16 protein-coding genes, 1 other RNA gene and 1 pseudogene are annotated in these 16,225 nt (G+C 54.5%); 5 read left to right on the forward strand and 13 right to left on the reverse strand.

What is annotated here, in order from left to right; genetic code table 11:
- Positions 1 to 14: 14 nt before the first annotated feature.
- Positions 15 to 407, reverse strand: a complete 393-nt coding sequence (locus tag WH277_RS24370; RefSeq protein ID WP_133842510.1) for a YraN family protein — start codon at positions 405 to 407, stop codon at positions 15 to 17.
- On the reverse strand, positions 365 to 2,377 hold the full coding sequence (locus WH277_RS24375; protein WP_159336813.1) for a penicillin-binding protein activator: 2,013 nt from the start codon (positions 2,375 to 2,377) through the stop codon (positions 365 to 367). Before WH277_RS24375 ends, WH277_RS24370 begins: the two co-directional genes overlap by 43 nt.
- Before the next feature lie 62 nt (positions 2,378 to 2,439).
- Here WH277_RS24375 and rsmI point away from each other — a divergent pair, with 62 nt between their 5' ends.
- The 3 genes from rsmI to WH277_RS24390 all read left to right on the forward strand — a co-directional run bounded on the left by rsmI (position 2,440) and on the right by WH277_RS24390 (position 5,480).
- On the forward strand, positions 2,440 to 3,303 hold the full coding sequence (rsmI, locus tag WH277_RS24380; protein WP_133842508.1) for a 16S rRNA (cytidine(1402)-2'-O)-methyltransferase: 864 nt from the start codon (positions 2,440 to 2,442) through the stop codon (positions 3,301 to 3,303).
- 32 nt (positions 3,304 to 3,335) lie between these two features.
- Positions 3,336 to 3,715: RNase P RNA component class A (gene rnpB, locus WH277_RS24385), an RNA gene on the forward strand.
- Positions 3,716 to 4,358: 643 nt separating this feature from the next.
- A complete protein-coding gene (locus tag WH277_RS24390; protein ID WP_133842507.1) occupies positions 4,359 to 5,480 on the forward strand; it encodes a ribosomal protein uL16 3-hydroxylase in 1,122 nt (373 codons plus the stop codon).
- A 59-nt stretch (positions 5,481 to 5,539) separates the two neighbouring features.
- On the opposite strand, the gene WH277_RS24395 is transcribed toward WH277_RS24390, so the two are convergent.
- Positions 5,540 to 6,244 carry a pirin family protein gene (locus WH277_RS24395; RefSeq protein WP_159336814.1) on the reverse strand — a complete coding sequence of 235 codons (705 nt, stop codon included), beginning with the start codon at positions 6,242 to 6,244 and terminating at the stop codon, positions 5,540 to 5,542.
- Positions 6,245 to 6,370: 126 nt separating this feature from the next.
- On the opposite strand from WH277_RS24395, the gene WH277_RS24400 reads away from it, so the two are divergent.
- The gene (locus WH277_RS24400; protein ID WP_133842505.1) at positions 6,371 to 7,273 is read left to right on the forward strand and encodes a LysR family transcriptional regulator; all 903 of its coding nucleotides are present in this window, start codon (positions 6,371 to 6,373) and stop codon (positions 7,271 to 7,273) included.
- Positions 7,274 to 7,571: 298 nt separating this feature from the next.
- On the opposite strand, the gene WH277_RS24405 is transcribed toward WH277_RS24400, so the two are convergent.
- From WH277_RS24405 to WH277_RS24450, 10 genes and pseudogenes are all read right to left on the reverse strand, one after another.
- Positions 7,572 to 8,558, reverse strand: a complete 987-nt coding sequence (locus WH277_RS24405; RefSeq protein WP_133842504.1) for a glutathione S-transferase family protein — start codon at positions 8,556 to 8,558, stop codon at positions 7,572 to 7,574.
- A gap of 76 nt (positions 8,559 to 8,634) precedes the next feature.
- Positions 8,635 to 9,024, reverse strand: coding sequence for a DoxX family protein (locus WH277_RS24410; protein WP_133842503.1), 390 nt, complete (start codon positions 9,022 to 9,024; stop codon positions 8,635 to 8,637).
- A 211-nt stretch (positions 9,025 to 9,235) separates the two neighbouring features.
- On the reverse strand, positions 9,236 to 9,517 hold the full coding sequence (locus WH277_RS24415) for a YqjK-like family protein (RefSeq protein ID WP_133842502.1): 282 nt from the start codon (positions 9,515 to 9,517) through the stop codon (positions 9,236 to 9,238).
- On the reverse strand, positions 9,518 to 9,910 hold the full coding sequence (locus tag WH277_RS24420; RefSeq protein WP_133842501.1) for a phage holin family protein: 393 nt from the start codon (positions 9,908 to 9,910) through the stop codon (positions 9,518 to 9,520).
- Between the two features lies 1 nt (position 9,911).
- On the reverse strand, positions 9,912 to 10,217 hold the full coding sequence (locus WH277_RS24425) for a DUF883 family protein (RefSeq protein WP_133842500.1): 306 nt from the start codon (positions 10,215 to 10,217) through the stop codon (positions 9,912 to 9,914).
- Positions 10,218 to 10,264: 47 nt separating this feature from the next.
- A pseudogene (locus WH277_RS24430) lies at positions 10,265 to 10,636 on the reverse strand (DUF1090 domain-containing protein).
- Between the two features lie 171 nt (positions 10,637 to 10,807).
- A complete protein-coding gene (mzrA, locus tag WH277_RS24435; protein ID WP_133842740.1) occupies positions 10,808 to 11,197 on the reverse strand; it encodes an EnvZ/OmpR regulon moderator MzrA in 390 nt (129 codons plus the stop codon).
- Positions 11,197 to 11,871, reverse strand: coding sequence for a DedA family protein (locus WH277_RS24440; RefSeq protein WP_133842498.1), 675 nt, complete (start codon positions 11,869 to 11,871; stop codon positions 11,197 to 11,199). The genes mzrA and WH277_RS24440 overlap by 1 nt, the downstream gene beginning before the upstream one ends.
- Positions 11,872 to 12,188: 317 nt before the next feature.
- On the reverse strand, positions 12,189 to 12,965 hold the full coding sequence (gene exuR / locus WH277_RS24445) for a transcriptional regulator ExuR (RefSeq protein WP_133842497.1): 777 nt from the start codon (positions 12,963 to 12,965) through the stop codon (positions 12,189 to 12,191).
- Between the two features lie 163 nt (positions 12,966 to 13,128).
- Positions 13,129 to 14,436, reverse strand: coding sequence for an MFS transporter (locus WH277_RS24450; protein ID WP_133842496.1), 1,308 nt, complete (start codon positions 14,434 to 14,436; stop codon positions 13,129 to 13,131).
- A 369-nt stretch (positions 14,437 to 14,805) separates the two neighbouring features.
- On the opposite strand from WH277_RS24450, the gene uxaC reads away from it, so the two are divergent.
- Positions 14,806 to 16,215, forward strand: coding sequence for a glucuronate isomerase (uxaC, locus tag WH277_RS24455; RefSeq protein ID WP_339507271.1), 1,410 nt, complete (start codon positions 14,806 to 14,808; stop codon positions 16,213 to 16,215).
- The last annotated feature ends 10 nt before the right edge of the window (positions 16,216 to 16,225 follow it).

Consider the following 16,225-nt stretch of genomic DNA (forward strand, 5'->3'; position numbering starts at 1 on the left):
TTTAAAACAGGCTCTTATTCTGCTGTAAATGCATCAGGTAACCATTCTACCTGTTCGCCGGTGATCGCGACCACATCAAAACGACAGTCCGTCGTGTCGAAGCTCTGTCCACGACTGTTGAGCCACAGCGCGGCGGCGCGCAACAGCTTTTGCTGTTTACTGCGCGTAATACTGGCTGCTGCGCCGCCAAAACGGTCGTTGCGACGATAGCGCACTTCAACAAAAACCCACACCTGCTTATCGCGCATAATCAGGTCGATTTCGCCTGCACGGTAACGCACATTCGCAGCGACAAAACGCAAACCTGATGTTTGCAGCAGGTGGCGGGCCTGACGTTCACTGGCCGCCCCCTGCTGTTGTCGACTCAGTTGGCCGGGACGATTTGACCCTGACGATACTGGCTCCACACTAACTTCCTGTTAATGACGCAGTCCTGATTTGCACTCAGATTGCCAGTATCACCTTTGATCTGGAAACCTGGCAGTGAGCGCATCTCGTTGAAATGATTCGCCAACGTCCAGGCATCAATGCCCATCGCATACAGACGAACCAGTGAATAATCATTGTTAAACGACTTCGCCGCCTGCTGCATCAGTGCTGGATTCGCACCAGACAGAAGCGGGATATCGCTAAACTGTAAGCCGTCCAGCTCCAGACGATAGTCCGGGCCTGCACCTGCCTGATAGCTGCGCGAACTGGCATACAGACCCACATTATCACGGCTGCTCACACGCATGGAGATCATCGGCTTAATCAGCGTCAGCTCATCCTGAGTGGCGACAATATACACTGAATCCACACTGCCGTTGCTGCTGCTGACCTGGGCATCGGTCATCGGTGCCGGGATGTTCAGGCCACCAATGGTTACACCCGTTGCTGCCGCAGGCTGTACGGTGATCGGCGTGCCGCTCAAGCGGATACCTGCGCCACTGTTAATACCCTGTTTCAGTTCTGTTTTTGAACCAAACTGCTGCTGCAATACCGTGCCACCGCCCAGTTTCTGCCACTCGGCAGCAAAGGATTTGTTCACGCGGTCCCCTAACGAGCTGCGTGGTACCAGCAGCAGCGGGGTACGTTTGCCCTGGTCCCACATATGATGCGCGGCATCACGGGCTTCGTCTTCAGGAGAAAGCGCAAAATAGCAAAGATTCGGACGGTTCTGGACGGACTCTGGCTCATTCAGGGCCAAAACGTTCAGTGATGTCTGGCTGTTAGCCAGCTGTTCAACGTGATTTTTCAGCAGCGGACCCACTACCAGCGTTGCGCCATCATTCTTCGCCTGGGTGAGGATCTGTTCGATGGGCTGGGTGCTGGTGTCATACACCTGAATCTGAGTGCTGCTTGACGGTGCGGCTGTTTCTACGCTGTTGGCCGGGGCCGATTGCGGTTGAACGTCAGCAGGCTGGGCCGCGGTTGCGTCGGCAGACGGGCTGACCACCGTATCCGGTGTGGCCTGTACTGCTTCAGGAGCCTGCACCGGCGTGGCAGCTGCCGGGGCACTGCCCTGAGCCAGCACGCCATTTTTCGCGTCGTTAAACCCTTTCTGAATGGCGTTAGCAAACACTTGTGCCTGGCCACTTAGCGGCAGAAGCAGGGCGATTTTACCGGTGGACGCTGGCTGGAAGTTCTGTACCTGCATCAGCGCCGTTGGCAGCATTTTGGCCGCAGGATTATAAGGATAACGCGTTTGCCAGTCACTGATACCTGCTTTCAGCATATCCGGGTCGCTGGCGTTCGCACGGTACACGCCGAGCAGATCTAACCAGCCTTGCAACACATTTTCATTGGCGTTGATGGCCAGATTGTTCATCTGATCTGGCGTCATTTGCGTCAGTGTTTGCCAGGTGGCATCGATATTCTTCTGTTTGTCGGCCGGATTTGTCAGTAGCGGTTCCTGAGCAATCCAGGCGCGCAGCACATCCAGCGAAGGGCGACCCTGGCTGGCGGCAATCTGCAACTGGAAGTAACGCACCTGCTGATCCTGCGACAGGGCGCTGGTATCAATCTGCTTCAGTTTCTCAGTCGCATCAGGCAGGTTTTGCTGTGCCACACTCAGCTGTGCCTGAAGCAGCAACAGCTCCTGACGCCGGGTCGCGTTAAGATCCTGAGGGATTTGCGTCAGCTGATCGTTGGCCTGAGGAACCTTCCCTTCGTTCAACAACGCTCTGATTGCAAGTAATTGCCAGTCAACCTTGTTATCATCTGAGCTTTGCTGCACCTGCTGCAGATAATAGTCAGAGGTGCCCGTGGCGGCCCCCTGTACATTCGCCTGAGGCGTTTGCGGAGCCTGGCCGGTACAACCGGCAAAAATCAGGGCGGCCAGCAGCAGCGGCATGGTGCGTACTGCTTTGCAGTGAACTACTTTCGAAGGAAGCATACTGTATCCAGTGATGTTTTTTTCAAGATGCTCAATATTAAATCGGCAATTCGGATCAAACAATGAAACAACACGATCGGGCAGATATTTCTGCCAGCACGCTCTATATCGTTCCAACCCCCATCGGTAACCTGGGCGATATCACCCAGCGGGCACTGAAGGTGCTTGCGAGCGTCGATCTGATCGCTGCGGAAGATACACGTCATACCGGGCTGTTGCTACAACATTTCGCCATCAATGCGCGGCTCTTCGCACTGCATGATCATAATGAACAGCAGAAAGCCGAGGTGTTGCTGGAGAAGCTGCGCGAAGGTCAAAGCATAGCGTTAGTTTCCGATGCTGGCACGCCGTTAATTAATGATCCCGGCTATCACCTGGTGCGCTTGTGCCGCGAGTCGGGCATCCGTGTGGTGCCATTACCCGGTGCCTGCGCGGCGATCGCCGCATTAAGCGCTGCCGGATTACCGTCCGATCGTTTCTGCTACGAAGGGTTTCTGCCCGCGAAAAGTAAAGGGCGCTGCGACACGTTACGTGCGCTCGAGCAGGAACCGCGGACCATTATTTTCTACGAGTCCACGCATCGCCTGTTGGACAGCCTGCAAGATATGGTCACCGTGCTGGGCCCGGATCGCTATGTCGTGCTGGCCCGTGAAATTACCAAAACCTGGGAGTCGATCTTTGGCGCGCCAGTGGGTGAACTGCTGGCGTGGGTGCTGGAAGACGAAAACCGCCGTAAAGGGGAGATGGTGCTGATTGTTGAAGGTTATCATGCGGTTGAAGAGGCATTGCCAGTGGAAGCTCTGCGTACCCTGGCGCTGCTCCAGGCCGAATTACCGCTGAAGAAAGCCGCTGCACTTACCGCCGAAATCCACGGTGTGAAGAAAAATGCACTTTATAAGCATGCGCTGGAGCAGCAGGGTGAGTGACAAGCCGTAGAAAACCCTATACACTGCGCGCCGAAGCTGACCAGACAGTCGCCGCTTTGTTGCCGTCCTCCTTCGGGGGAGACAGACAGAGGGGAGGAAAGTCCGGGCTCCATAGGGCAGGGTGCCAGGTAACGCCTGGGGGGCGCAAGCCCACGACCAGTGCAACAGAGAGCAAACCGCCGATGGCCCACGTAAGTGGGATCAGGTAAGGGTGAAAGGGTGCGGTAAGAGCGCACCGCGCGGCTGGCAACAGTTCGTGGCACGGTAAACTCCACCCGGAGCAAGGCCAAATAGGGGTTCACCAGGTACGGCCCGTACTGAACCCGGGTAGGCTGCTTGAGCCAGTGAGCGATTGCTGGCCTAGATGAATGACTGTCCACGACAGAACCCGGCTTACCGGTCAGCTTCGAACTCATTCAGGAAAAACCCCGCTTCGGCGGGGTTTTTGCTTTTAGAGCGCTCAACGGCGAGATGAATGACTGTCCACGACACTCTCTATGAAAGGAAGGCGGCTTACCGGTCAGCTTCGAACTCATTCAGGAAAAACCCCGCTTCGGCGGGGTTTTTGCTTTTAGAGCGCTCAACGGCGAGATGAATGACTGTCCACGACACTCTCTATGAAAGGAAGGCGGCTTACCGGTCAGCTTCGAACTCATTCAGGAAAAACCCCGCTTCGGCGGGGTTTTTGCTTTTAGAGCGCTCAACGGCGAGATGAATGACTGTCCACGACACTCTCTATGAAAGGAAGGCGGCTTACCGGTCAGCTTCGAACTCATTCAGGAAAAACCCCGCTTCGGCGGGGTTTTTGCTTTTAGAGCGCTCAACGGCGAGATGAATGACTGTCCACGACACTCTCTATGAAAGGAAGGCGGCTTACCGGTCAGCTTCGAACTCATTCAGGAAAAACCCCGCTTCGGCGGGGTTTTTGCTTTTACGCCCCCCTACGATGTCTTGCCCGGTGCCCATTACTCTGCCCGCCCTTGACGCATGACAAGGCAGCCTCGCTGCCTGCCTCTTTATAATCAGTGCCGTTTTGTCTCTCACTGGTGCGACCTATGGCTTATCAGCTCAATCTAAACTGGCCCGAATTTTTAGAGAAATACTGGCAAAAACAGCCTGTTGTTTTAAAAAATGCGTTCCCACACTTTGTCGATCCGATTACGCCAGATGAACTGGCCGGCCTGGCGATGGAGCCGGAAGTCGACAGCCGCCTTGTCAGTTATACCGATGGTCAGTGGCAGGCCAGCAATGGGCCTTTTGAACACTTTGATGGCCTGGGTGAAAGCGGCTGGTCGCTGCTGGCGCAGGCGGTAAACCACTGGCACGCGCCCGCAGCCGAGCTGGTGCGTCCGTTCCGCGTATTGCCGGACTGGCGTTTAGACGATCTGATGATCTCTTATTCCGTACCGGGGGGCGGTGTCGGGCCACATATCGATCAATACGATGTCTTTATCATCCAGGGAATGGGCCGCCGTCGCTGGCGTGTTGGGGATAAACTGCCGCTGAAGCAGTTCTGCCCACACCCTGCGCTGTTACATGTGGAGCCTTTCACACCCATCATCGATCACGAGCTGGCACCAGGTGACATTCTGTATATCCCACCGGGCTTCCCACATGACGGTTTCACCTTCGAAACCGCACTGAACTATTCTGTCGGTTTCCGCGGGCCTAATGGCCGCGATCTCATCAGTAGCTTTGCGGACTATGCGCTGGAAAACGATCTCGGTGGTGAGCATTACAGCGATGCTGATTTAACCTGCCGCGAACATCCTGGGCGGGTCGAAGAGTATGAGCTGGATCGTTTGCGCGCGATGATGATCGAGGTGATCAATCAGCCCGCAGACTTTAAGCAGTGGTTTGGCCGTTTCGCCACCACGCCGCGTCACGAGCTGGATATCGCGCCCGCCGAGCCCGCTTATGAACCGGATGAAATTGCTGAGGCTCTGCTAAGTGGTGACATGCTGACCCGCCTGAGTGGGTTAAGGGTGCTGCAAGTGGGTGAGCATTTCTTTATTAACAGCGAACGGCTGGAGACGGTCGATACACAAGCCGCTGATGTGCTGTGCCGCTACACCGTGCTCGGTAAAAACGAGCTGGGTGACGCGCTGCACAATCCGGTTTTTGTGGCTGAGCTCACCGCGCTGGTGAATCAGGGCTACTGGTACTTTGACTGCTGACACACTGTCAGAGCACCAGGAGGGCGCTGAACCGGCAGAGTGCAGCAATCGGGGCGAGATTATACCGGGAGATCGATAACCAGCGCCCGCAATGGCGTTTTTGCCGTCAGCGTCACGCTCTGTTCTTCGTGCAGGAACGCACCGTCACCACAGGTCAGAGCCTCCTGCTGCTGCGAATGCGCCATGGCCTTCAGCGATCCGTGAATCGATTGCAGATAGGCGCGCGTGCCGTTCAGCGGCAGGCTGTAGCTCTCGCCCGGTTCCAGCACCACCTGATGGATCCACACCTGCTGGCGCAGTTGCAGGCTGCCTGCGCTGCCGTCCGGTGAGGCCAGCAGCGTATAACGCTGATGTTCAGACACCGGCATCCGTTGCACTGATGCATTTTCCCGCTGCGGGCAGGCATCCAGCCACAGCTGCATACGCGTCAGGCTATGTTCTTTACTGATATTATGTTCTGAATAGCTCACTCCCGGCTGCGTGGCCAGCAACAAAGCTTCCCCGGCCTGTGCCTGCACGTGATTTCCCTCGCTGTCGCGATATTCTGCTGCACCCTGCAAAATCAGGTTCAGCACATCGACCTTCGGATACGTTCTGGGTTGGAAGGAAGCCCCTGGTGCCAGCACTTCCTGATTGAGTACGCGTAACGATGCGTAGCCAAGCAGTTTGGGATCAAAATAGTGACCAAAGGAGAAGGTATAGCGCGCCTGCAGCCAGCCGTAATCGGCTTTGCCACACTGTTGAGCGGTTCGACTGGTTATCATAGCGTTCTCCTTATCGGCCAGAGAGATCCCGACCGTTTATTATCCTGTTATGGTAAGTTTCTGGACGCCGGATTGTTAGCCAGTTAATCTGCTGGCAATATTCAAATTTCCTGACAGAGAATCACTATGGCCAAAGATCGCGCTCTGACGCTGGAAGCGCTGCGGGTAATGGATGCTATCGATCGTCGTGGTAGCTTTGCTGCCGCTGCGGATGAGCTGGGCCGTGTGCCTTCCGCTCTGAGCTATACCATGCAGAAGCTGGAAGAAGAACTGGATGTCGTGCTGTTTGACCGCTCAGGCCATCGCACCAAATTTACCAATGTCGGACGTATGCTGCTGGAGCGCGGTCGTGTGCTGCTGGAAGCGGCCGACAAGCTGACCACGGATGCGGAAGCGCTGGCACGCGGTTGGGAAACCCACCTGACGATTGCCACCGAAGCGCTGGTCTCCACTGAACTGTTGTTTCCACTGGTCGGGAAGCTGGCCGATAAAGCCAACACCCAGGTGTCGCTGATGACCGAAGTCCTGGCCGGGGCATGGGAGCGTCTGGAGCAGGGGCGAGCCGATATTGTGATTGCCCCGGATATGCATTTCCGCGCCTCGTCAGAGATCAACACTCGCAAACTCTACACGCTGATGAGCGTCTATGTGGCCAGCCCGGAACACCCGATCCATCTGGAACCCGAACCGCTTTCGGAAACCACGCGCGTAAAATATCGCGGCATTGCGGTGGCGGATACCGCGCGTGAGCGCCCGGTATTGACGGTGACCCTGCTCGACAAACAGCAGCGTCTGACGGTCAGCACCATTGAAGATAAGCACCGTGCGTTGTTGGCGGGCTTAGGTGTCGGCACCATGCCGTATCCTATGGTGGAAAAAGACATCGCGGAAGGAAGGCTACGCGTGGTCAGCCCGGAATATACTCGTGAAGTGGATATTATTATGGCCTGGCGGCGCGACAGCATGGGCGAAGCAAAGTCCTGGTGCCTGCGGGAGATCCCGAAACTTCTGGCGAAACGCCAGGGGTAGCCACCCGCAGTATCAACGGCAGACTATTGAGCGGTATTTGTTTCCTGTGAATGCTCAATGCTGTTGAAGGTTGAAAAGGTCTGATAATAATAATGGCCCACAAAAGCCACATAACAGAGCATTACCACGGCCAGGCAGATTGCGATAGGTTTGATCATAGCTCCATCCCCATATTGATTTCGTTTTAGGTGTTTACGTCAGTAAAGATACGTAAGCCCTCAACGCGGGAATTTGTGCCAGATCAATAAAGGGTGCGGAACTTCCAGGGCGAGTGAAAATCCGCCCTGGATGCTAAAGATCAGCCGAAATGTCGGTCACGGCCATGAGGCTGATCCCAGTCGAATGCAGGACCCAGCGAGATCACGCCGCTGGGATTGATGGTCTTGTGGCTGCAGTAGTAATGATGGCGAATATGCTCGAGGTTAACTGTCTCCGCCAGACCGGGTGTCTGCCAGAGGTCGCGCAGAAAACCGTTCAGGTTCAGGTAGTCACTAATACGATGGCGATCGCACTTGAAGTGAGTGACATACACCGGGTCAAAACGCACCAGCGTGGTCCACAGGCGGATATCAGCTTCGGTGAGTCGTTCACCGCTCAGGTAGCGATGCTTGCCCAGCAGTGACTCAAGACGGTCAAGTGAGGAGAACAGCGCGGTGACCGCTTCATCATAGGCTGCCTGACTGGTGGCAAACCCTGACTTATAGACGCCGTTGTTCACCGTGTCATAGATCCAGCCGTTCAACGCATTAATCTCTTCATGCAGATCCTGCGGATAATAATCCCCGGCGCGCGCGCCCACACCGTCAAACGCACTGTTCAGCATACGGATAATATCGGCAGATTCGTTACTGACAATCGTGTGCTGATGCTTATCCCACAGCACCGGAACGGTCACACGGCCGCTGTACTGCGGATCGGCATGCAGGTAGAGTTGATAAAGATATTCGTTCTGATACAGGCTGTCGCCGGTAGCAGCAGGGAAATCTTCATCAAAGGTCCAGCCGTTTTCCAGCATCAGGGGATGCACAACAGAGACGGTAATCATCTCCTCAAGCCCTTTCAGCTGGCGCATAATGAGCGTGCGATGTGCCCAGGGACAGGCAAGAGAAACATACAGATGATAGCGGCCCGCCTCAGCACGAAAACCCGCTTTGCCACTCGGACCGGCTTCACCGTCGGCGGTGACCCAGTTGCGAAAAGCCGATTCGGAGCGTTTAAAACGGCCTCCTGTGGCTTTAGTGTCATACCACTGATCGTGCCAGACTCCCTCAATCAGTTGTCCCATGTTCTGTTCTCCTGTCCTTAAAATGAAAAGGGGCGAGGATATGATCCTCACCCCCCGATAAATCAGTATAGCTAACTTACCACTTCTTACCCAGCAGACGGTCAATGCTCAGAGCACCCGGGCCGGTGATAGCCAGCAGCAGGAAACCACCTGCAATGCTGATATTTTTCAAGAACATGGTTGAACCATCTACAGCAAAGTTACTGTGCGCCAGGATAGCGGTCAGCACGGTAAAGATGGCGGTAATCAGCGCGGTGGTACGGGTGAAGAAACCGAACATAATTGCCAGACCGCCGCCGAATTCGAGCAGTACGGTCAGTGGCACGAAGAGGGCCGGAATACCCATTGACGCCATAAACTGCTGCGTACCTTCGTAGTTGGTCAGTTTACCCCAGCCTGCGACAACGAACAGCGCGGCCATCAGGATGCGAGCAATAACAACACCGGTATCTTCTAATTTTTTCATGATTAACCCCAAACAAGAATTTGTGGTCGTGCATGCTGGCCCGACCGTATTTTACTCAGGCCTGACGCGTCTTAAGCGCTCAGTGCCGTTCGTTGCTGGAGATAATAGTCGGGTAAGGAAAACATTGTAAGCGAGATAATCTGTCGAAGATGTTCAAGAAATCTGGGGGTTGTTTAAGCCGCAAGTCAATGCGGCTTTATCATGCAGAAGATTAACGGCGAGGCAGATAATTACGCACCATGCGCCAGGTGCTCCAGGCGCCCAATCCGCGTCTGGCCCAGCGGCCCATAAAGCGCGGATTACGCACGGACCAGATAGCCATCACACCGCTGCCAACGGTCAGCCAGCGTTTGGCGCTGAGAAGCGCCAGAAAACCGTGATCGTAGCGTGCAGTTGTGTCCAGCCAGGCTTTACGCCCGGCACTGAGATCCAGCCGTTGTTGCTGGATTTCGCGTAACAGTTCCGCTTTGCGTAAATCGAGCTTACGGCTCATTTACTCATCCTCCAGCAGCTTGCGGTCTTCCGACAGCTCCTTGCGGGTGGCGCTCAGTAGCGTAGAACGGCGCGATTTCGCCAGTGTCCACAGGCCAAAAATCAGCGCCAGCGCGAACAATACACCGGTGGTAATCGCAATCGCCATCAAACGATACTGAGCATCGACTGCCCAGATAATCAGCACCATCAGGCTCATCAGTCCGAAGGCAGTGAACAGCATCGTCAGGCCAACCATCAACAGCATTTGAATCAGGTTGGCTTTTTCAGCTTCCAGCTCCACCACTGCCAGCCGGACACGCGTTTCCACCATCCCGACCAGGGTAGTGACAATGCGTTGCCCGATATTAATGACCCCTTTGCCGGGGCCGTGGCTTTGCTGATGCTCTGCCATATTAACGACGGGTCAGCAGAACGCCCAGTACCACGCCAACGGCGGCGCCAATACCGACGCTGGTCCACGGATTGTCGCGTACATAGACGTCGGCACGATCGGCCGCTTCACGGGTGGTCTGGGCAATGCGGTCACCGGAGTCACCCAGGCGCGCGCGGGTATCTTTCAGCGCGCTTTGCGCTTTGCTGCGCAGTTTATCCAGCTCGGTTTTCGATTTCTCACCGGAAGTGGTTAACACTTCTTCCAGGGTATCAGCCAGGTTTTTCAGCTCGGCGCGCAGATGTTCTGATGTGGTGTCTTTAGACATTGAAAACTCCTTAAATTTAGTTTTAATGACGTTGGCAGCTTTTAGCCTTAATACGGCGCAGCCTGCACTTCCTTCAGCTCTTGTTGGGCTTCAGCCAGTTTCTTTTCGCGTTTGGCAATTTTGTCGCGGTCGTTACCTTCCGCTTTTTACTGCTTGAGTTCTTGTTCCCGCTCGGTCACTTTTTTCTCGTGCTCTTTAATCTTTTCCTGATGCACTTCTTTCAGTCCTGCATCGCTGCAGTTAGCACGTGTTTCGGTTAACGCCCGCTCCAGGCCGTTCACCCGACGTTGATTGTCGTGCTTCTGTGCAATATCGATTTCGTGCTGAATAGCGCGTTCTTTCTGCTGACAGAGCGTGTCTGCCTGAGCGAAAGTAGCCAGGGTAAGCAGACTGATGCCGAAAATAATCTGATGTTTCATGGTGATCGTGACCTTCCTTTGCGTGGATATCAGGTTAGAGATATCGTAATCCTGGAACGGGTGTGAAGCTTTTTACTGCTTATGAAGCATAGACAGAAAACAGAGAAAGCTCAAAAAGAGAGAATATTCTTAGAGATAGCCCCGCCTTAAGGAAGGGCTGGCAAATCACTGTTAGCCAACAGACTGAGGGCTAAGGCTGATGCGGTTTATCCAGTTTGATGCGCCGTGGTTTTCCTGGCGCGCAATATCAAAGCCATGAGGCAGCAGCTTGCGCAGCACTTTTTCGGCCGCATCACTTTGCTCTAATGAGTCAAATTTTATCACCAGAGAATTTTGCTCCGGCGTAATACTTTTAATATGTATGCCCTGAGCGCTCAGCGTCTGGTAGACGTAAAACCCATCGGGCAGGCTGATCCCCTGGCGAGAAGCGCGGATTTGTAAGGCACTTTCACTGCGGAATAAAGCGGGCATAAATGCCAGCGCCAGCAGCGCAAGGGTGGCCAGTGCGACCAGAGGAATAAGCCGCAACGTGCGCGTGGATAACTTCATAAATCCAGGCATCATGAGTTTCCTTTCTCATTCGTCGACTGTTTTTTTCGCCACAGAACATACAGCGAGCCAAACAGGCCGAATACCAGTAATACCAGGGGCAGTAGCATCAGACAAAACATCATCTGATCTTCGTATTTGAGGAAAATAGGGGTTTTACCCAGTGCGTAACCGATGACGGTCAGAATCAGCACCCAAAGCAGTGCGCTCATCCAGTTAAAAAACTGGAAACGGGCATTGCTCAGGCCGGAAAGCCCCGCAATAGTGGGCAGTAGCGTGCGGACAAAGGCAATAAAGCGACCAACCAACAGCGCGGAAAGTCCGTGGCGGTGAAACATCTGGTGGGCGCGCTGGTGATACTGCGCGGGCAAATGCGACAGCCATTTCTGCACGGTGACCGTATTACCCAGCCATCGTCCCTGGATGTAGCTGACCCAGCAGCCAAGGCTGGCGGCGGTGGTCAGTACACAAACGGTCAGCGCGAAATTCATTGTCCCTTTAGCAATCAGCACGCCGACCAGAATCAGCAGGCTGTCGCCGGGCAGAAAGGCGGCGGGAAGCAGGCCGTTTTCCAGGAACAAAATCATAAACAAGATAAAATAGATGGCCCATACCAGCGTGGGATCCGCCAGGGTGGCGTAATCTTGCTGCCAGAGGGCGTGCACCAGGGATTTGAAAATATCCATTAGTCGTCCTGAACGTCATAGTTGGCTCGTTTCACGGTTTTTTGCACACTTAATTGATTGTTTTATCGGTGCGTTTTAGCCAGTTAACGAGCGGCTGAACAGCTTCGCGGGTGAATATCACAGCTTGTTCTTACCCACGCAGGAAGGATAAAAATAAGCAAACAATTGTAACAAAATTACGTTAGCCTGGACAGGAAGAAACACAAGTCCAACGATGTTTTACCGTTGGAACAGGCTGTCTGAAAGGAGTTTTACACAGGCTGACACTATTGACCGTATTTTGACTCAATGAGTTCCTTCAGCCTGAATGAAGAGTGCTATTTTTCGTCGTTCGAGACGGTATCTGGCATCACGACAGGATTTTCCGCAAACATATAGCGGTCAACGTTGAATTCAAAGTCATCGGTTGTGGCGTGGAACAACATCTGTTTGGTGTTTTCAAGATGCTGCCACATGGCCAGTTTGCTGGCGGCCGGATCTTTACGCATCAGGGCTTTAAGAATGGTGTCATGGTCTTCACACCAGCTCTCAATCGATTTATCGTCGATATGTTCATGCAGTTTGAGCCAGTAAGGGTTATGCAGTCGGTGCAACCACATTTTTTCCACTATCGCCGCCAGTGCGCTGTTCTGCGTCGACAGTGCGATCTGTACGTGGAATTTCATGTCCCACTCGGAATCGCGGAAGCGGTCTTCTTTGCGCGCCTGCGTCTGGATTTCCATTAATTGCAGGATATCCTGGCGTGTCACCTGGGTGGCGGCGAACTCGGCAACATTGCTTTCAATTAACTGGCGGGCCTGCAACAGTTCAAACGGACCAAAATTGGCGAATTCTAACTGGCTGCTGGTGGTAACGCGGTTCTGCTGGCGCTGAGAGATAACGTGAATGCCGGAACCTTTACGCACTTCGACGTAACCTTCCACCTCCAGCATGATGATGGCTTCACGCACCACGGTGCGGCTGACGCCCATCTCTTCGGCGATAAAGCGTTCCGCGGGCAGCTTATCACCCACCTGATAAATATCCTGCTCAAGGCGGCGCTTCAGCTCGGCAGCAAGTTGTTGATAAAGGCGGCGCGATTCTGTTAATTCCATGCTCCAGACTCCCGTTGAGCACACTCTGAGAATGGAATTTGTTATACCACTTTTACCTGTAACGGGTCGACTGAAAAGAAAGTCGAGTCCGTGCGCTATTCGGTGCCTGGCCGGGCGGCCCCTCTTTTACGGTCCGCCCGTCCTGTCACAGGTAGCATTACCCCTAATGCTGCGTCACTACCCCCATCATTTTTTCCTTTTTCTCCTGCTCAAGCTCAGAAATCGGTTTGTTTTTCAGCAGGGTCCAGATAGCCACCGCGCCTAACAAATCAAACACCGCCAGTGCGGCAAACAGTGGGCTGAAGCCCATGGTATCGGCCAGCGCCCCAACCACCAGTGCAAACATAGTACTGGCTGTCCAGGCCGCCATCCCGGTCAGGCCGTTGGCGGTCGCCACTTCATTACGGCCGAAAACGTCAGAAGAGAGGGTGATCAGAGAGCCGGACAGTGCCTGATGGGCAAACCCGCCCACGCACAGCAGAGCGATGGCCGCATACGGGCTGGTAAACAGGCCGATGGTGCCGGGGCCAATCATCAGTACGGCACCCATGGTCACCACCAGCTTGCGAGAGACAATCAGGTTAACGCCAAACACACGCTGGAAGAACGGAGGCAGATAACCGCCGACAATACAGCCGAGATCGGCAAACAGCATCGGCATCCAGGCGAACATCGCAATCTCTTTCAGATTGAAGCCGTAAGCCTTAAACATAAACAGCGGGATCCAGGCGTTAAACGTGCCCCAGGCGGGCTCCGCCAGAAAGCGTGGCAGGGCGATACCCCAGAACTGGCGGTTACGGACGATCTGCCAGGCGGACATTTTCTTGCCGTTATTCGTCTGGTGTTGAGCTTCCTGCCCGGAAAGAATGTATTCGCGTTCTTCAGGATCGAGTTTTTTCTGATCCTTAGGATGTTTGTAGAACACCAGCCAGCACAGCGCCCAGATCATGCTCAGGATGCCGGTGATAATAAAAGCCATCTGCCAGCTGTGTGCGACAATCGCCCACACCACCAACGGTGGCGCCAGCATGGCCCCGATCGACGACCCCACATTGAAATACCCTACGGCTATCGAGCGTTCTTTGGCCGGGAACCACTCGCTACTGGCCTTGAGTCCTGCCGGGATCATTGCTGCTTCAGCGGCACCCACTGCACCACGAGCAATCGCCAGCCCGCCCCAGCTTCCCGCCAGCGCGGTCGCGGCACAGAATATCGCCCAGAGAATGGCAAACATGGCATAGCCGATTTTGGTGCCCAGCACATCCAGAATGTAGCCTGCTACGGGCTGCATAATGGTGTAACAGGCCGAATAGGCCGCCACGATGTAGGAATACTGCTGCGTGGTGATATGCAGCTCTGTTTCCAGCGTGGGGGCGGCAACTGCAATAGCATTACGCGTCAGGTAACCCAGTATGGTACCAACGGTCACCAGACCGATCATGTACCAGCGTAACCCTTTAATTTTACGCATTTAAAACCTCTTCCCGTCATTATTATTGATGCCTCGTCACGGACGGGCACCTTGTCTCGGCGGAACGGCTTGATAGTGACTCACCCGCCCTGTCTTCAAACGATAACCTTGCCTGCTTAATCTCAACCGCCGCCACGATAACTTGTCATACAGATTTAAAAGTTGAGAGCCATCACAAAAACCATTTTTGCAATGGGGGATAATAAAAGGGCTTTAAAGACAGATGGATAGCGCTTAATGACGTGAGTGAGAGGATAATTCACCCATAAATAGTGGTGTTTTTGTGATCGAGTTCTCACTATTATTCCAGCGCTAATCACAATTGGTATGATAACTTTGTTGGCATTGAGACGATGCAGGAGAGACCGTATGTCACGCTTTATGAGTGAAGACTTTTTACTGGACAGTGAGTTTGCCCGCAGGCTTTACCATGATTACGCTGCCGACCAGCCCATCTTCGATTATCACTGCCATCTGCCTCCGCAGCAGATAGCCGAAAACTACCGTTTTAACAATCTGTATGACATCTGGCTGAAAGGCGATCACTACAAGTGGCGGGCGATGCGTGCCAACGGCGTGCCGGAAGCGCTTTGTACCGGCGATGCCAGCGATCGTGCAAAATTTGATGCCTGGGCGCGGACGGTGCCGGATACCATCGGTAACCCTCTGTACCACTGGACGCACCTTGAACTGCGCCGTCCGTTTGGCATCACCGATACGCTGCTGTCACCCGCCACGGCCGACACGATATGGCACCAGTGTAACGAGATGCTGGCGCAGGATGCGTTTAGCGCCCGTGGCATCATGCAGCAGATGAACGTCAAAATGGTTGGCACCACGGACGATCCGGTGGACGACCTGCGCCATCATCGTGCACTGGCGATGGATGGCAGCTTCACTACGAAAGTGCTGCCAAGCTGGCGGCCGGATAAAGCCTTCAATATTGAAGCGGAAGGATTCGTCGACTATCTGCAAACGCTTTCTGCGGTGGCGAATGTCGATATCACCCGTTTTGATGACCTGCGGCGTGCGCTGAAAGTACGGCTTGATCACTTTGCGGCCCACGGCTGCAAGGTCTCGGATCATGCGCTGGACGTGGTTCTGTACGGCGAAGCGGATGACGCCACGCTGGACGGTATCCTGGCACGTCGCCTGACGGGAAGCCTGCTGCAGGAGAGCGAGGTGGCGCAGTTTAAAACCGCGGTGCTGGTGTGGCTGGGCGCGGAATATGCCAAACGTGGCTGGGTGCAGCAGTATCACATAGGCGCGCTGCGCAATAACAACCGCCGTCAGTTACTCCTGCTGGGGCCGGACGTAGGGTTTGATTCGATCAACGACCGTCCGCTGGCTGAACCGCTGTCGCGCTTGCTGGATGCGCAGAACCGGGACAACGCGCTGCCAAAAACCATCCTCTACTGCCTGAACCCGCGCGATAACGAAGTGCTGGCGACGATGGCCGGAAATTTCCAGGGCGAAGGGCAGCCCGGGAAGATGCAGTTCGGTTCGGCGTGGTGGTTTAACGACCAGAAGGATGGCATGGAGCGCCAGATGACCCAACTGGCACAAATGGGGCTGTTAAGCCGCTTTGTCGGCATGCTGACCGACAGCCGCAGTTTCCTCTCCTATACCCGCCATGAATACTTCCGTCGTCTGCTGTGCCAGATGATCGGGCGCTGGGTGGAAAAAGGCGAAGCGCCGGGCGATATCGCGCTGCTGGGCGACATGGTGCAGAACATTTGCTTTAACAATGCCCGCGACTACTTCGCGATTGAGCTGTAAGAGGATCTAC

Source organism: Erwinia sp. MYb416, assembly GCF_037479575.1.
GTDB classification, from domain to species: Bacteria; Pseudomonadota; Gammaproteobacteria; order Enterobacterales; family Enterobacteriaceae; genus Erwinia; species Erwinia rhapontici.